Origin of the sequence: Rouxiella badensis (assembly GCF_026967515.2) — a bacterium.
In the GTDB taxonomy this organism is placed as follows: domain Bacteria; phylum Pseudomonadota; class Gammaproteobacteria; order Enterobacterales; family Enterobacteriaceae; genus Rouxiella; species Rouxiella badensis.
Genome location: NZ_CP114062.1, coordinates 464,485 through 480,872 on the forward strand (window position 1 = coordinate 464,485; position 16,388 = coordinate 480,872).

The 16,388-nt window shown below is 51.6% G+C and carries 15 protein-coding genes; 4 read left to right on the forward strand and 11 right to left on the reverse strand.

The features are described from left to right. Positions 1-7 precede the first annotated feature (7 nt). The 4 genes from rcsB to O1V65_RS02365 form a co-directional block, all read right to left on the reverse strand. The gene (gene rcsB / locus O1V65_RS02350; protein WP_017491796.1) at positions 8-658 is read right to left on the reverse strand and encodes a response regulator transcription factor RcsB; all 651 of its coding nucleotides are present in this window, start codon (positions 656-658) and stop codon (positions 8-10) included. Between the two features lie 4 nt (positions 659-662). Continuing rightward, positions 663-3,410, reverse strand: coding sequence for a phosphotransferase RcsD (gene rcsD, locus O1V65_RS02355; protein WP_269130125.1), 2,748 nt, complete (start codon positions 3,408-3,410; stop codon positions 663-665). 21 nt (positions 3,411-3,431) lie between these two features. Then, positions 3,432-4,598, reverse strand: a complete 1,167-nt coding sequence (locus tag O1V65_RS02360) for an MFS transporter (protein WP_139802818.1) — start codon at positions 4,596-4,598, stop codon at positions 3,432-3,434. 160 nt (positions 4,599-4,758) lie between these two features. Beyond that, positions 4,759-6,786: a DUF4034 domain-containing protein gene (locus O1V65_RS02365; protein WP_017491799.1), complete on the reverse strand. Its 2,028-nt coding sequence runs from the start codon at positions 6,784-6,786 to the stop codon at positions 4,759-4,761. A 740-nt stretch (positions 6,787-7,526) separates the two neighbouring features. Between O1V65_RS02365 and ompC the strand changes: the two genes are divergently transcribed. Then, positions 7,527-8,627, forward strand: a complete 1,101-nt coding sequence (gene ompC / locus O1V65_RS02370; protein ID WP_017491800.1) for a porin OmpC — start codon at positions 7,527-7,529, stop codon at positions 8,625-8,627. A 79-nt stretch (positions 8,628-8,706) separates the two neighbouring features. On the opposite strand, the gene O1V65_RS02375 is transcribed toward ompC, so the two are convergent. Next, entirely contained in the window at positions 8,707-9,300 is a 594-nt protein-coding gene (locus O1V65_RS02375; protein ID WP_165428933.1) for a TetR/AcrR family transcriptional regulator, read from the reverse strand. Between the two features lie 137 nt (positions 9,301-9,437). Here O1V65_RS02375 and O1V65_RS02380 point away from each other — a divergent pair, with 137 nt between their 5' ends. Next, on the forward strand, positions 9,438-9,923 hold the full coding sequence (locus tag O1V65_RS02380; protein WP_017491802.1) for a nuclear transport factor 2 family protein: 486 nt from the start codon (positions 9,438-9,440) through the stop codon (positions 9,921-9,923). Here the strand turns inward: O1V65_RS02380 and O1V65_RS02385 are convergent, their stop codons facing one another. The 4 genes from O1V65_RS02385 to O1V65_RS02400 form a co-directional block, all read right to left on the reverse strand. Further along, positions 9,924-10,310, reverse strand: coding sequence for a helix-turn-helix domain-containing protein (locus tag O1V65_RS02385; RefSeq protein WP_026110520.1), 387 nt, complete (start codon positions 10,308-10,310; stop codon positions 9,924-9,926). It lies immediately after the preceding gene. A 473-nt stretch (positions 10,311-10,783) separates the two neighbouring features. Beyond that, positions 10,784-12,556: a penicillin-binding transpeptidase domain-containing protein gene (locus O1V65_RS02390; protein ID WP_227953481.1), complete on the reverse strand. Its 1,773-nt coding sequence runs from the start codon at positions 12,554-12,556 to the stop codon at positions 10,784-10,786. Positions 12,557-12,667: 111 nt separating this feature from the next. Continuing rightward, on the reverse strand, positions 12,668-12,910 hold the full coding sequence (locus O1V65_RS02395; protein WP_017491806.1) for a DinI family protein: 243 nt from the start codon (positions 12,908-12,910) through the stop codon (positions 12,668-12,670). A gap of 191 nt (positions 12,911-13,101) precedes the next feature. After that, positions 13,102-13,440 carry a hypothetical protein gene (locus O1V65_RS02400; protein ID WP_269130126.1) on the reverse strand — a complete coding sequence of 113 codons (339 nt, stop codon included), beginning with the start codon at positions 13,438-13,440 and terminating at the stop codon, positions 13,102-13,104. Between the two features lie 160 nt (positions 13,441-13,600). Between O1V65_RS02400 and O1V65_RS02405 the strand changes: the two genes are divergently transcribed. Both O1V65_RS02405 and cybB read left to right on the forward strand, forming a co-directional pair. After that, a complete protein-coding gene (locus O1V65_RS02405; RefSeq protein ID WP_017491808.1) occupies positions 13,601-13,762 on the forward strand; it encodes a YqaE/Pmp3 family membrane protein in 162 nt (53 codons plus the stop codon). Positions 13,763-13,868: 106 nt separating this feature from the next. Next, positions 13,869-14,405, forward strand: a complete 537-nt coding sequence (gene cybB, locus O1V65_RS02410; RefSeq protein ID WP_017491809.1) for a cytochrome b561 — start codon at positions 13,869-13,871, stop codon at positions 14,403-14,405. 47 nt (positions 14,406-14,452) lie between these two features. Here cybB and O1V65_RS02415 read toward each other — a convergent pair whose 3' ends face one another. Continuing rightward, positions 14,453-15,277: an alpha/beta fold hydrolase gene (locus tag O1V65_RS02415; protein WP_017491810.1), complete on the reverse strand. Its 825-nt coding sequence runs from the start codon at positions 15,275-15,277 to the stop codon at positions 14,453-14,455. Positions 15,278-15,466: 189 nt separating this feature from the next. Then, a complete protein-coding gene (locus O1V65_RS02420; RefSeq protein WP_165428934.1) occupies positions 15,467-16,246 on the reverse strand; it encodes a DUF3750 domain-containing protein in 780 nt (259 codons plus the stop codon). Positions 16,247-16,388: the final 142 nt, after the last annotated feature.

A 16,388-nucleotide genomic window follows, 5' to 3' on the forward strand; every position in this document is an offset into this window, starting at 1 on the left:
CTGAACGTTAGTCTTTATCAACCGGCGTAGAGCTGACTGAAGACAGATAGTTGAGCAGGGCGATGTCGTTCTCGACGCCCAATTTCATCATCGCTGACTTTTTCTGGCTGCTGATGGTTTTGATGCTGCGGTTCAGCTTGCGGGCAATCTCGGTCACCAGGAAACCTTCGGCGAACAGGCGCAGAACTTCACTCTCTTTTGGAGAGAGGCGCTTGTCACCGTAACCGTTGGCGCTTATCTTCTCCAGCAGTTTGGAAACGCTGTCCGGCGTGAACTTCTTGCCTTTTTGCAGCGCGGCCAGTGCCTTAGGCAGGTCGGTAGGTGCACCCTGTTTCAACACAATCCCTTCGATATCCAGGTCGAGCACGGAGCTCAGGATAGCCGGGTTGTTGTTCATGGTCAGCACGATAATAGACAGCTGTGGGTAGTGGCGCTTGATGTATTTGATTAGCGTAATGCCGTCACCGTATTTGTCACCTGGCATAGACAGGTCGGTTATCAGCACGTGTGCATCAAGTTTGCTCAGGCTATTGATAAGCGTGGTAGAGTCCTCGAACTCGCCTACTACGTTTACCCACTCAATTTGTTCAAGGGACTTACGGATCCCAAATAAGACGATAGGATGGTCGTCGGCAATAATTACGTTCATATTGTTCATGTGATTAGCTACCTTGCTGCAGCAGTCTGGAGACAAAAGAATCAATTTGATTAATATTGTCTGAGATCATCAACACTTCGCCTTCGGCGAGATGCTGTTCTAATTTTTCACACAGTTGCTTCCCCGGTGTAAGGTTCAGCATGGCGAACACTCCCTTAAGCCGATGAGCTGTCTGGGAAAGCGATGTAAAATCACGACGTTGATTTTCATTATACAGTTTCTCTATATCTTCCGGTACTGTATCAACGAAAAGGCCGTAATAGTCGCTGGTATGCAGCTGTTTAACATAGGCTTCGATTTCGTCGTCGCCGGTACCGGAATCTGAATCACCGTTAGTTGAATTGGCACTGCTATTCTGCTGTGAAAGCGCGATTTCATTTTCCGCCTCTTCCAGCAGCTGCTGTTCAATTAACAGTAAGGTTGCGTCTATCAGCGCACTGCCGATGTTGAAGTTGACGCGTATATAGCGTTTTTCGAGAGCCTGGAAGCCAATCTCGTCACTGGTTAGCAACAGCGTATAGTGGTCACAGTGTTGGGCGTTATCGGTTAATAATACATCGTAATCCCGCGTTGGCTGGCGCTCGTCGGCGACGATACAAATCGCACCGTAGGCGCTCATGATGCGGGTAACGATGCCGCGAACCTCATCCGCCGTGATGTCGAGCAGCACAGTTACGTCGTCCAGCAGCCTTTCGTCCGCCGCCTCAACCTCAGTATCCACCGCTTCAAGCGTTTGTTTGATTCGCACCGTATAACGGGTGCCGATATCGATTTTGCTGCGTATCTCGAGCTGACCGCCGAGCTTCTTGCACAGCTGATTACACAGGTAAAAATTAAGCCCCGAACCGTGATTAAACCGGTCTACCAGCGTTTGGCTGAGGAACGGATAATTGAGGTTGCTCAACTCCTCTTTCGACAGGCCGCTGCCGGTGTCGGTAATGTGGAAAATCAGCTGGTCCGGCTGCTGCGGATCCCGTTCGCTGGTCAGCGTAATTTTGCCAAGCGAGGTAGCCACGATGGCATAATCGAGCAATAGCGCGAGGATCTTCTTCACCGCATTCGGATCGCCGACGTAGCTGTCGAGCGGATCCATCTCGAAATGGTTCAGCAGCATCAGGCCTTTCTGGTTAATTTTAGGCAGTGCGTCGAGCAGCAGCTCGTCCATCAGCGCGGCCAGCGAATAGCGTTGTTGAACCGGCTGCCAGTCCTGCGTTTCGAGACGGGTGAGCAGGGTAATATTATCAACCAGCGTGAGGACGTCCTTGGACTCGCCGAGCAGCGTTTTCTCCAGCTTGCTTCGGTCTTCGACCGGTGGGTTGCTGTTCAACTGTTCAGCCAGCGCGTGCAGTTCGAGCAGCGGCTGATTGAGTTCGATGCCCAGGTTGTGCAGCATCAGCTTGCGTGCCTGCAGATTCTTTTCATGCTCGCGGCGCGCCTGTTGCAGCGTCTTGTTGACCATCGCCTCTTTGTCTTGGTCATGCATCATGAACAGGTAAGTGTCTGGCGCTATTTGGCTGCGCACCATGCGAATTTCATACACTTCATTGTTGACCGTCGCCTGAATCACGCCGTGATGTTCTTCGGCCATATTGGCGATTTTGTCGAGGCTAAGATGCGGCAACAGCTGTTCAGCAATCTTGTTGCTGACCACCACGCTGTGGCTGCTGAAATTATAGATAAGCAGACCGACGGAGAGGTTAGAGATTATCTCATGGTTCAGCGCCTGCTGGGTGTGCAACTGGTGGGCCATGTTCTCGCTCGGGCGGATATATTTATGGCGAATCAGATAGATACCGGCCATCGCCATGCCGAGCAGGATCAGGTTGATGAGAATCAGCCAGAAGTTGTTGCGGGTGAGATCAATCGCCAGTGAAAGCACCGGAATGCTGTAAGTCAGGTTCAGCGGCGAGTTGCTCAACGGCGTGCTGAGGTTAATTGATCCGCCTTGCAGCGTAATCGTGCTGCCCGCGTTTGGATCCTGAGGTGCGTCGCCTTCGTTGACCGTGTCGTTGTTATTGGTCAGTTGAAAATTGTCTCGGGCCATGCTCTGCGGCACGAGATCGCTCATCGGCAGATCGAATGCAATCACCGTCGCAAGATTGCCGGGGTTGTTAAAGGTGGTGCGCAGCGAGAAGAAATAGTCGCTGGAGTTACGCGATTTGCGCAGGCTGGAATAGCTCTCGCGCTCGTCGAGCGTATTGGCCTGTTGCAGCATCTCTGCGCGGCGCGCCTGCATCCCGGCGTAGAAATAGTTCTCTTTGAGACGCGAGTCCTGCTGTTGCAGCGGCTGCGTGGTAATGAACATCAGGCTGTTGTCCTGACCGTTCAGATAATACATCGAGTAGGGCTGATTTTTCGCCCCCCACTGATCGTCAAGAAAGCCGGAGATTTTTAGCGTCAGGTCGAGCGTGGCGGCGTCATGAGTGCCGTAAATCAGCGCATCGGTTTTTTTGTGCGGCTTGTTAATGAAGAACATATCCTGACGCAGCTTCACTTCCTGCACGTTGGCCGGGATCTGCGCCAGTGGCTGACCGGTGTAGTTATCGTAAATGCGATAGGTCAGATAGCGATAGTGGTCGATACGCTTTTGCAGGCGATCGCCGGTGTATTGCAGCGTTCTCAGCTTATCGTTGAGATACGCATTGGTGTAGTTATAGCCATAGAGGCCAAGCCCCATTGCCAGCAGCAGAATGAAGATCCAAAAAAATCGCGTAATATTGGTCGAAGTCAGCGATAAATATTTACTTGGCATGGTGGTGACGCTTTTCCTTGTTTAGCGAGTCACGGCGCGTGCGCTGGCGGAAACCAGCAGCATCAGGACCGCGACACAGCTCAATGCAATCGACAGATTACTCAATTGTGCAATAAACCCGACCAGTGCCGGGCCGGCCAGTATCCCGGCGTATCCCAATGTCGTCACCGACGCAATGGCGAGGTTGGCAGGCATGCTGGTTTGATTACCGGCGGCACTAAACATAATCGGCACCAAATTCGAGGCACCCAGGCCGACCATGATAAAACCGGCTGCTACAGCATACAGGCTATCTACGCCTACAGACAGAAGCAGTCCTGCGCAGGCTATCAGGCTGCCGAAAAGCAGGACTTTAAAACGACCAAAATAGTTGATGACCTTGTCACCGGTGAGACGCCCGAGGGTCATCGCGATGGCAAAGACGGTATATCCCAGACCGGCGTTGTGTGGATCCACGCTCCGCTCGGTGATGAGAAACAGTGCGCTCCAGTCGAGCATCGCGCCTTCGGTCAGGAACATCACGAAACACAGTAACCCGAGGAAGATCACCCAGCCTCGTGGCATCACTAGCATCGGATCGCCTTGCTTACTTTTGGTGTCGTGCCACAGGTGTTTGCTGATGCCAAGCAAAGACAGTAACACCACGGCAATGACCGCGATGCTGGCAAGAAACGGCGTCAGCGCCAGGGAGAGCAGGCCGCTGACCGCCAGCGCGCCGAGAATACACCCTATGCTGAAGAAGCCGTGAAAACCTGACATCATCGCGCGCCCGCTGGCTTTCTCGACCACCACTGCGTGAACGTTCATCGCTACGTCGACCATGCCAATCGACATGCCGAAGATGATCAGTACCAGCGCCATGCCGAGAGTCGTGTCCATCAACGTCAGTAAAGGCAAGTCGAGGCACAGTACGATAGTGGCGAGCAAAATCACCGTCTTACAGCCCAGTTTTCCGGTCAGGAAGCCGGTTAGCGGCATGGAAAAGGTGGAACCGGCACCGATACACAGCAGCAGCAGGCCCAGCGTGCCGTCGCTGATGTCGAGGCGAATTTTTACGAAGGGGACCAGCGGCGCCCAGGCGGACATCGCAAATCCTGAAAGCAGGAAGATAATTCGTGTCGCTATCTGCTGGGCTCTTCCAGGCTGAGCCTGAGCCCGTGAAAGGTCTATCATCGATTCTGCTGGCATGTAGTCGTCAATCCTTTCTTATAATTCTGTGAAATCCGTTTACAGGATATAACGAATACTTATCGATAAACCGCTATCTTTCAATAAAAAAAGCCAGTATGGGCTAAAACTGGCTGAGTATTGTAGCAGAAAGGCCGTGGGGCCGTTATTTCCTGTCGTCCTAATCTACATGCTGCGGCTCGTGTGAGGCGTCGGGCAGTTGAGGCGCGCTACTCTGGCGATAAGGTGCGGTGAAATCGACGCCTTCAACCTTACGTTTGTCCTGCCAGAGGCTCATGCGCGCGCGCAGCGACCCTTCGAGCTGGATAATGGCCTGACGCGCTACCTCGGATTCAGGATTCAACTCCAGTACGAAGTTCATCAACTGCCAGGCGATGTATTTGTTCTTTTTGGTGCCGACGCCCTGCATCCAGGCCATACCCAAGGTGTAGGCGGCTTCGAAACGTTCAGGGTGATTCTGCTGCGCGAGGATAGCTGGCAGTGAAACCTCAACCGCTTCACGCTTTTCAGCGTCAGAACCTAAATCGAGCGCACAGCTTGCGCGCCAGTAGTCGGCGGAAGGGTGGCCGGCTTCGCTGGCACGCTGATACCAATGCATCGCCTGCTGATAATCCACTTCGCCGCCGAGGCCTTCACGCAGGGCGTTGGCAGCGCTGAACATCGCCGGAACCAGGCCTGACCGCGCGGCGCTCAGCACACAGTCCAGCGCATTGCTGTCGTTGTGCAGGGATTCCGGGACGTCCTGATGCCAGGCGTTGCGATAAAAGAAGAACAGTTCATAGGTATGAAGCGCGCTGCCGCGACGCGCCATTTCTGTCATCAGGAAATGGGTCGCGTCGATATCATCATTAATCGCCATGTCGTGTGCCAGCACCAGCAGGTCTTTGCCGACCGACTCGGTGGTTTTTTGCTGCTGCATCAGTGACCAGGCGCAGTCCATTAGGCCGCTGCTTAATGACGTGTCGCACGGCAGGCCATAAAGACCGAACTGCACAGCGGCGGCGGCAAAGGCGGTCAATAGAGCATCATCGGCGCGGTTGATAGCGCGCACCAGCAGTGAAGTGAGTACTGGCATGCCGTCCTGTTCCTCGCTTGCCAGCACGGCGCGAGAAATAAACAGTGCAGCGAATTTGCCGGGCATCGCCTGAGGTGAAACGGCGAACAGGTCTGCATACACCTGCAGTCCGGCACGATCGTCGTCCTGCCAGTAGGCGATGCAGGTACCGGCCAGATTGAGCAGCGCGATGCGGGTTGCAGGCTCTAGCGGCTGGTTGAGAAGCGCGGTCAGCCGCTGCTGGAGTTGTTCGGCGCGCGGCGAGTCGCGGTCGGCTATCTCGCCGCCGAGGGCATCCAGCAGCGCATTGGCGCGGAACTGGTTTCGCTCATCTTCGCTGAACTCGGCACACAGCGGGCCATCGATGATTTCGTTTTGTTGTTCGTCACTGCCGCCCCAGAAGGTTGAGTGGAACAGCAGATACGACTCCATGCTGCCCACGTCACTGTGACGCACTGACATGGCCATTCGCAGCCAGTAGTCTAACGCGTCTTCATCATTACGACGCGTCTGCTGCAATGCTGCGGGGAGCTGCTGCGGCCAATGGGTGGCCGGCGCAACGCCCATCGCATAAAGGTAGGCAGCGCCTTGCTCCCATACTGGGCTGTTTTGAATATTGAACTGTTCATGCAGGGGTTTCGGTTGTTGACCCGCAAACAGCGCGCGCAGCCAGTAAGGTTCACCAAATCCGCCGCTGAGGTTCATCATGTGACGAAATGCGTGCGTGGGGCGAGGGTGGCAGGCAATCGCTGAGAGGAATGACAGCACCGCATAGTCGCAGCACAGCTGCGCGCCGAGCCACTGCGCGTCTTCAACCTCGTGTTCCGGCCCATTTCCACGACGGATAACCCACGCCTGCTCGTGCCAGAACATGCCCATCAAACAGTGAGCGTGATAGCTACCGGGACACTGTTGCGCCCAGTCACGCAAGATCTCGAGACGCTGCGTCGCACTTTCATCCTTCGAAAACAGGGTATCGGGATGCATGACGAGACCATACGTGTTGTTGGCCTCGTTCTGATTTTGCCAACCGCGCATTTGTGACAACAGCCACTCGTCGAGTTTGAGGAAACGGCGGGTTGCCAGCAGCATCTGTGCCTTGGCGATGTTGTCGTGGTTGTCGGGTTGTTGCATGCGATTCCTTTGTGAGCTGGTCGAAAGTCGAAATGTGCCAGTGTAACGACCCTTGAAGTTCGCTACAGCGGGATTGCTCTTATAGTAACGGAATATGCAACCGCCTTCTTGCTTAACTTCTACTCCGTGAGAGGAAAATGATTCATTCGGACTGGCTCAATACAGGGGGGTATACCCTGGCATAGCAAAAGAAATAATCTGCAAGAAAAGGATTTAATTTCCGCCATGAAATAAAAGGTTATTGAAGAAATTATGTGCGGGGACGCAAAGATGTGTAAATAGGGGGATAGTGACGGGTTTGAATTACCGCACAAACGGCAAAAAAAAACCGGCCAAAAGGCCGGCTGTTGTTTCCAAATACAGGGGATAATGAAAGTAATAAATAACAAATAATGATGATAGCGAGAGACATTATATAGGATGGGTTTATTTTGGTTTATCACTTAGTGCGCTTTTTGTTTTGTATATTTATTTGATTTTTAATGATTTTTTAATTAATTAACACTACGTGCTGTATTTTTTGCCTTTACATGATTGACAAAAGTTCCTGAAAATACATTTTATGTTACATTTATTTATTATTATGAAACACTATCACTAATTCGGTATCATTTTCTTTCTGGATTAATATATTCCTTATCATGAGAATAGGTCTGCCTATCGAGCCTAACAATTTTTAAACATACGTAAACCTAAGAAACAGTGGCGGCGGCTCGATACCCTTTAATGAGGATAGACAAATGAAACTTCGCGTTCTTTCACTCCTGGTCCCAGCATTATTAATTGCAGGAACCGCGAGTGCGGCAGAAATCTACAATAAAGACGGAAATATTCTAGACCTGAACGGTAAAATCGATGCAGAACATTACTTCTCCAGTAATGATGGCGTTGATGGCGACCAGTCTTATCTGCGTTTCGGCTTCGACGGCCAAACCAAGATTAGCGATCAGCTTACCGGTTACGGTCAGTGGGAGTACCAGGCAGCGCTAAACACGGCGGAAGAACAAGGTACTGCCAACAGCTACACCCGTGTAGGTTTCGCCGGTCTTAAATTCGGCAATTGGGGTTCACTGGATTACGGCCGTAACTACGGCGTAATGTATGACATCGGTTCATGGACCGACGTACTGCCAGAGTTCGGTGGTGATACCTATACCGCTGACAACTTCATGGAGCAGCGCGCAAACGGTTTACTGACCTACCGTGACAATGATTTCTTCGGTCTGATTAAAGGCCTGAACATCGCGTTGCAGTATCAGGGGAAAAATGACAACCCGGGCGGCGAGTCTTCCGGTCGTTCAGCGCAGGCTGCTAACGGCGACGGCTACGGCATTTCCGCGACTTACGATCTGGGCATGGGCATCAGTGCAGCAGCGGCGTACAGCAGTTCTGATCGCACCAGCGATCAGAACGAGCTGGCTTACGGTCGCGGCGACAAGGCAACGGCGGCGAGCGGCGGTCTGAAATATGACGCAAACAACGTCTACCTGGCGGCGATGTACACCCACACTGAAAACCTGACTCGTATCGGTTCCGAAGATAACGACATCGACGGTTTCGCCAACAAGGCTGACAACTTCGAAGCCGTGGCCCAGTACCAGTTCGACAGCGGTTTGCGTCCATCACTGGCATATCTGCAGTCACGCGGTAAAGACATGGGTAACTTCGGTACTCAAGACATCGAAAAATATATCGATATCGGTACTTACTACTACTTCAACAAAAACATGTCTACCTTCGTGGATTATAAAGTTAACCTGCTGCACGATAACGACTTCACCGAAGCTGCCGGTATCAATACCGACAACATCGTGGCTGTAGGCCTGGTTTACCAGTTCTAACCACTTCCTGATACAGACACAGATAAGAAAAAACGCGGCCTCGGCTGCGTTTTTTTGTGGGCGCAGGGTGAGTTAAGGGTCAGTCGTTTGTCATCCGCGCGCTGAGGAGCAGGGTCAACATTTTCTGCACAAGCTGCGTTGCCTGCGTTGCCTCATTTTCCATTTGCGCTTTTATGATTGCACCATCAATCAAGAGTGCCACGCTCTCCGCTGTCTGATTTTTATCTGAGAACGCCTTAAAATAATCGGCAATCACCTCTGCCATCTCTTTCTTGTGCGCGACAGAAAGCTTGAGCACTTCCGGCAGCGCATCGCCATATTCCAGACTGCTGTTGATGAATGCACAACCGCGAAAATCCTCTCGCTCGAACCAGGCTTGCAGGGTAGCGGCCAATGCAGCAGGAAGGGGCATGCCTGTGTCTGAATGTTCGCGTAATGCCTGACTAAACCAGCTTATCCAGCGCTGGTGGCGGTACTGCAAAAACGCCAGTATCAGTGCATCCTTACTCGGATAATGACGGTAGAACGTCACTTTGGTGACTCCAGCTTCCCTGATGATTGAATCAATGCCGGTTGCACGAATGCCGTCACGATAGAAAAGATCGTGGGCGGTGTGAAGAATGCGTTCGCGTGCGGCGGGCTGTGCAACGGTAGGCGAAGACCGGGTATTCATGAAATATCCTGTGGTGAGCTGATAATGGATATTTTACACATGTAGACAACTCTGTCTACATGCGCTAGTGTGATTGGTGTAGACAGACTTGTCTACATGCATCTCAATCTTTTACCTTGATTAACCGTGAGGCAATGATGGCTGAAAATACCCCCCTGACTCTGAAAAAACCGCTGCCACCTTTCACTCGAGAAAGCGCCGCTGAGAAAGTTCGACTTGCTGAGGATGCCTGGAACAGCCGTGACCCGCAGCGGGTCAGCCAGGTTTATTCGGCCGATACCCAGTGGCGCAACCGCAGCGAATTCGTCACCGGCCAGCAGAACGTGGTGGCATTTTTAGAGCGCAAGTGGGCGAAAGAGCTAAATTATAGGTTAATCAAGGAGTTATGGGCTTTTGACGGAGAGCGTATCGCAGTGCGTTTCGCCTATGAGTGGCATGACGATTCCGGTAACTGGTTCCGGAGTTTCGGCAACGAAAATTGGGCGTTCAACCCGCAGGGATTAATGTATGCACGCTATGCCTGCATCAATGATTTGCCGATTAAGGCCTCTGAGCGAAAATTCCATTGGCCGCTCGGGCGTCGACCCGACGATCATCCGGGTCTTAGCGAGTTAGGTTTTTAATCAGGCCGATTTCTGATGAATGATGTGCAGCGGGGGAGCGACATCGAGTTTGACGTCGGGGTTTTGCCGGAACTCGTAGGGCGTGATGTTAAAGCGCTTGCGGAACATGTAGGTAAAGTGTGACTGCGAGCCAAAACCAAAATCCATCGCGATATCGAAAATCGATGAATCACTGCTGCTCAGCTGATAAACCGCACTGGCCAGACGACGCTCACGAATATATTTGCCGAGGGAGATACCGGTCGACTCTTTGAACAGTTTCTGCATGTGCCAAAGCGAGTAGCCGGAATATTCTGCCAGCTCCTCAAGATGGATAACTCGCCCCAAATGGCCTTCGATCCATTTGCTGAGTGCGCAGACGATAGAGAGGTGGATATCTTGTGCCATAGCTCGTCAATGATTAGTTACGTTAAGATGATTATACACAAATTCGCCGCGCAGGCGGAGCGGGCAGAGTAGTCATAACGTGTGGTATTAGGCAATTCGACGGCTGGATGAGGAAAAATCACTCGTTTGTCATTACCTTAGCAGGATCCAATGGATGATGCGGGCGATGGCATCGTCCAATACCACAATGCCGACAAGGATTGCGATCACCATTAAAATAAAACGTTTACCGGTGGGCAAAATGCGTTCTCCTAATCCTTGCTGGCTTGGCAGTTAGCCCCACGGGCCATTGCCGTGCATGTTTAATGCAATGACAGCCAGGCAAACCGAGAGAAAAATAACGACAACAATTAAGAGCCTTTTCATACGGGTAGACACTTTTAAGCAGTGGAAAATAACACGGAAAGGTACAAAATTTGCCTGCACAAATCCAGTCACTCGGCGTTAAAAACTGACTTTTTTACCGCTTTTCTTTACTGCGGCGCGATCGCGCTTTTTTCTTTTAACTTCACTGCCTTACTGGACGAAGCAACGGTTGTCGGCGGTGTTTCAGGGACTAAGGCATCTGGCGCAATGTTCATGTGGTTCAGAACCTGCCCCATTATCTCGCCGAAGATAGGACCCGCAACCGAACCACCGAAGTGTTTCCCGGCCTGTGGGTTATTGACCATCACCACCAGCGCTACGCGTGGGTTACTTGCTGGCGCAACGCCTGCCGTATAGTTGATGTAACCGCCGTCATATTTGCCCGATGGACCCATCTTTTCGGCCGTACCAGTTTTAATCGCTAAACGATAACCCGGAACGGCGGCACTCAGCCCAGAACCCCCCGGCAGGGCGTCACTTTCCATCATATGTACTACGGTTTCTACCACGTTTTTATCCATGACGCGGGTACCAAGCACCGGCGGCGTAACTTTGGTTATCGACAGTGGACGATAAATACCGAATGAACCGATAGTGGCATATTCGCGGGCAATTTGCAGCGGCGTTACGCGCAGACCGTAGCCAAAGGCGAAAGTGGCGCGTTCGATGTCAGCCCAGCGTTCGCGGTGCAGCGGGAAGTAACCGGCACTTTCACCACCCACACCGAGATCGGTGGGTTTGCCCAGTCCAAAGGCGTGATATTGATCGACCAGAATCTGTGCAGGCATCGCCAACGCAATGTGCGATACGCCGATATCACTGGATTTTTGCAGTACGCCGGTGATAGTAAGCGCCGACTCGTGGCCTACGTCGCGAATAAGGTGGCCGTTAACCGTATAAGGACGGGTATCGAGCACTGTATCGGGTCTAATGATGTTGTGCGCGAGACCCGCCATCACCACTAAAGGTTTTACCGTCGAACCTGGCTCGAAGCTGTCGCTAATTGCCACGTTACGCATGTCTTTGACGTCGGTGCCAGCATAGTTGTTCGGGTTAAACGAAGGGTAAGAGGCCATTCCCAGAATTTCGCCGGTGTTGACGTCGACCATCACCGCTGCCCCCGAGTCCGCCTGGTTCAGCATCACGCCTTTTCTCAGCGCGGCATACACCACGTACTGAATATAGCTGTCGATACTCAGGTTAACCGTCGGTGGTTGCTGCGGCGGCACGTCCTTAAGAATACCGATGACGTTACCCTGACCGTCCTGACGGAACTCACGCATACCAGGCTTGCCTTGCAGCAGACTGTTGAAACCACGTTCCAGTCCGGTCAGACCCTCGTTATCGGTACCGACTACGCCGACCAGGTTCGAGGCCGCCTCACTCATGGGATAATAGCGGCTGTCGTCGTGTTGCAGGATAACGCCGCCGAGGTGCAGTTCGCCGATGTCCTTCGCGATGCCCTGTTCAATTTTTCTACCCAGGAAGACGAAGCGACGCTTAGGGTCACTGGTGATCATTTGCTGAAGCTGCGACAGCGGCATATCGAGCGCCGAGGCCAGATATTGCCACTTTGGACTGTTCAGATCGCTGTGCAGCTGTTCGATACGGTACGGGTCAGCGATGATGTCTTTAGACGCCACGCTGAGCGCAAGAGGGTGCCCGTTGCGATCGGCGATGGTGCCGCGATCGGCGGGAATAATTTGCGTGCGCAGTGAGCGTTGGTCGGCCTGACGCTCCAGCATCGGCCGATTAAGCAGCTGGAGATAACCTACGCGGGCCAGCAATAGCCCCATACAGCAGACGATTCCTAAGCAAATCAACGCGAAACGTTTAGAATAAAAATGGGGTTGAGCGCTGTTTTTCTTAGGATTTGGCATCGATTACTTCGCAAATTCGTTAAAATATTTTATCTTCTTTGGCTATCTTATAATAAGCCATCGCAGTGATATGTTTATTTCAATTGCGCTTTGTAAGTAAATAATAACGGCTTATTCATAAGAAAGCCATTCATCCGCTTCCTCAAACATCTCTTCAAGCATCTGATTCAACTGTGACTTTTCTTGTTTACTGACGCCGTGCGTGCTGAGACCATTGGCCTGCATCGCTTTGACCTTAATTTCCGCGTCGGGAAACATTCTGTGAACCCGCTTGGTGAGCTCCCGGGTAATTTTTTCACCGGCATCTGGTATTGCCGCTACATTCCTTTTGTCATAACTCAGTTCAACCCGCATGGCTCACTCTCTATCAATTTTTTGTCATTCGATTTATCGCCGTTCTATTTATTAAAGGGGGGTCTTAAAATAAATAGCGGGAGGCGATCGGCATAAATGCCAGGGTAATTTGGCTGTATAAATATACAGCGAAAAGTACGGTGAGCCAAGCTGTTCTTCCGAAACAAATTGTTATCAAGCGAAACCCGATGTCAGGAGGCATCACGTTTGCCGAAAAAACCGATCAGCCGCCAAATGCCGTGCACCAGAAACCCCAGCAGGGCGGCGGCGATACCGGTGCGGGTTAGCGTGGCGGCGAACATCAGTTCGGGAGGAATTTCACCCGCTGGGCGATTTGCCGAGAATCCAGGATGTTCGGGAAAAGCGAGAAAATAGATGAAAGACAAACTGCCGATGCCAATCAGGAAGCTGCAAAGAAGCCAATAGGCCTTTTTCAACCCTTTGGCACGTACCGTGATACTCATCGTCGTGCCAAACATTATCACGATAAAAATTATCGCGAGGATCAGCATTATCATGTCCTGCTTCATTACCTGTCTCCCCAGAGTTGGCCACTGCCAGCCTCATCATTGCATAATCAAATACTAATCTCCCTGGTTTCGCGACGCAATCGGTAACCAAGAGAACTCTTATTGTGTACATGTTTCTATTTCGATAGGGTTAGGTATCAAAAACGAAAAGGAGAGCACCATGGGATTTTGGAGAATTCTGTTTACCATCATTTTACCTCCGCTGGGTGTTTTAATCGGCAAAGGATTTGGATGGGCGTTTATTATTAATATCATTCTGACTATTTGCGGATATTTCCCGGGACTTATTCACGGCTTCTGGGTTCAGACCAAAAAATCTTAATCACCCTCCGCAATCTGGCTCACGGATTGCGGTTTCTTTCTTGCCTTAATGTGCGCTTAATCTCTTGAAGATACGCTGACTTCAGCATCTTTCTTGAGACACTTACATGCGCGTTAAATACAGTCCTATACAGATTGCCATTCACTGGCTTGTTTTCCTGCTTGTTGTTGCTACCTATGCCACCATTGAGCTCAAAGGCTTTATTCCAAAAAGTTTACCTCAGCATGCGCTATTAACCGTCCTGCATTACAGCTTTGGTGCCAGCGTATTATTAATGATGAGCACGCGTGTGTTCGTAAGGCTCATGTATGTTACGCCGGGAATTACCCCTAAACCGCCACACTGGCAGGACATTGCCGCGCATATCATGCACGGCATCATTTATATCTTCTTTATTGTGGTGCCGATCATGGGAATACTTTCGATGTATTTTAAAGGCACCGAGTGGGCTCTTTTTGGCGTGAAGATGCCGGTAACTTACGACCCGAATTTACTGTTATCCAAAAAGATAAAGTCTATTCACGAGCTTATTGCCAACACAGGCTATTATCTGATTGGATTGCACGCCGCGGCTGCGTTATTCCATCACTATTATCTTAAAGACAATACCTTGCTGCGGATGATGCCGGGTAAAAGGCTGTAAGAGAGCGCGCCCCTTTACAGGTCATAAAGGGGCGGGTAAATGCCGTATTAATAAACCGTTTTGAGGAAGGCCAGCAGGTCTTCGTTCAGTTTGTCCTGATGCGTGAGGGCGAAGCCGTGCGGTGCGCCTTCGTAGGTTTTCAGCTGCGAGTGACTGATAATCTCTGCCGAGAGCTTGCCGGTTAACTCGAAGGGAACGATTTGGTCTTTGGTGCCGTGAATAATGAGTGTCGGTACATCAACCTTGGCCAGATCGCCCCGGAAATCCGTCACCTGAAATGCAGTCACACAGTCGATGGTGCTTTTCAGCGAGGCTAAAAGCGCGATGTTCAAGGTCTGGGTCAACGCACCTTCCGATACGCTCATTCCCTCATTGATGCCATAGAATGGCGTTGAAAAATCGCTGATAAACTGCGCGCGATCCTTACGTACTCCGTCTCTGATACCCTCAAATACTGATTTTTCAACGCCGCCAGGATAGTCATCCGTCTTGCCGAATATCGGCGTGACGGCACCGAGTAACACCAGCGCGCTGATGCGGTCAGTACCGTAATTGCCGATATAGCGCGACACGTCACCGCCCCCCATCGAGAACCCGACCAGCGTGACGTCTTCGAGGTCAAGATGCTCAATTAACCCGCGAATATCCGAGGCGAAAGTATCATAATCATTGCCGTTCCAGGGCTGGTCAGAGCGTCCGAAGCCGCGGCGGTCGAACGCGATGGTGCGATAGCCGTGCTCGGCCAGAAAATTGAGCTGACTGTCCCACATGTCTGCGTCCAGCGGCCAACCGTGGCTGAATAAAATAGGTTTTCCTGCGCCCCAGTCTTTGTAATAGATATTGGTACCGTCTTGCGCCTTGAATGAACTCATGAGGACCCCTTATTCATCAGATTGTTGAGGATGGTAAATACAATGATGTGGTGCTGTCGGACAGGGGCAGTCGTGCGCCCGAGTAAAGGGCCATGAATTGGCCCGAAGTAGAATTATAGACCTCAAAATCGAGATTGCGATTCTGAATCTTGGCGGTGACTTTTAAGCAACATCGGTTCTGAGAATCTCTCAGCCCTTATTGGGCACCGTCGTTGTATTCCCGTCACCTACGCTGCCGATAAAGGGTAAACGTAGCGCGGGAGGCGCGATATTGACGCCCAGGTTCAGCCCCAGAACGTTAATTTCGATCCCTTCCTGCGCACCTATGTTGAGTCCCAAAAGTCCCAACAGTGAAATCTGAACGCCTTTCCCCGAAGGCGGCAATCCCACCGGATGCGTCAGCGGACGATAGTCCTTACCGATGGCGTTCGAGGGCATATCCAGCTGTAAAGCCGGAACGTCACGGCCAACATGGGCAATAAAGGTGTTGCTGTTTGGACCCGGCCAAGCGTGATAGGTCTGTGGATACGGATAACTTTTGATAGCCGCCTCAATCTGCGGGATCATTGCCTCGGCCTGCGGTCCACGATGATCGACCAGAATATGGGGTTTGGCACCAAACCAGTAGCCGTCTGGAATGGCGTAGTTGCGGCGTACAACGTCGTCGCTACGCCAGCCAATCACGTCATAGCGGGTGAACTGGGTCTCTCCGGCTCTTTTGAATATTATCCAGGTATGCACTGCGAACAGCCCGCGCCAGCCGTAGGTTTTAGCGGCATAAACCTCAACAATCGCCGTATCGGCAAACTTGAGCGGATCGGGCGCAAGATTGGACGAATCGCGGCGCGCCGTTGACCAGCTTTGCGTCACGGGAGCTTCCGAGGTCTGCGACGCTCTGGCATAGCTATATCCAAATGATAAAAGCAGGACAACGATATAACCGAGACTAAACCATTTAAGGTAATTCATAGTTTCTCACTTCTGTCGCGCTTGATGATTAACCAACCTAATCGATATAAATACCCGGGGCAAGGGGGCAGAGGCGGGATGACACGGCCATAGTGGCTAAAAATTTTTTCTGCAATAAAACTGTCATCCTGCGGTGCTAGCG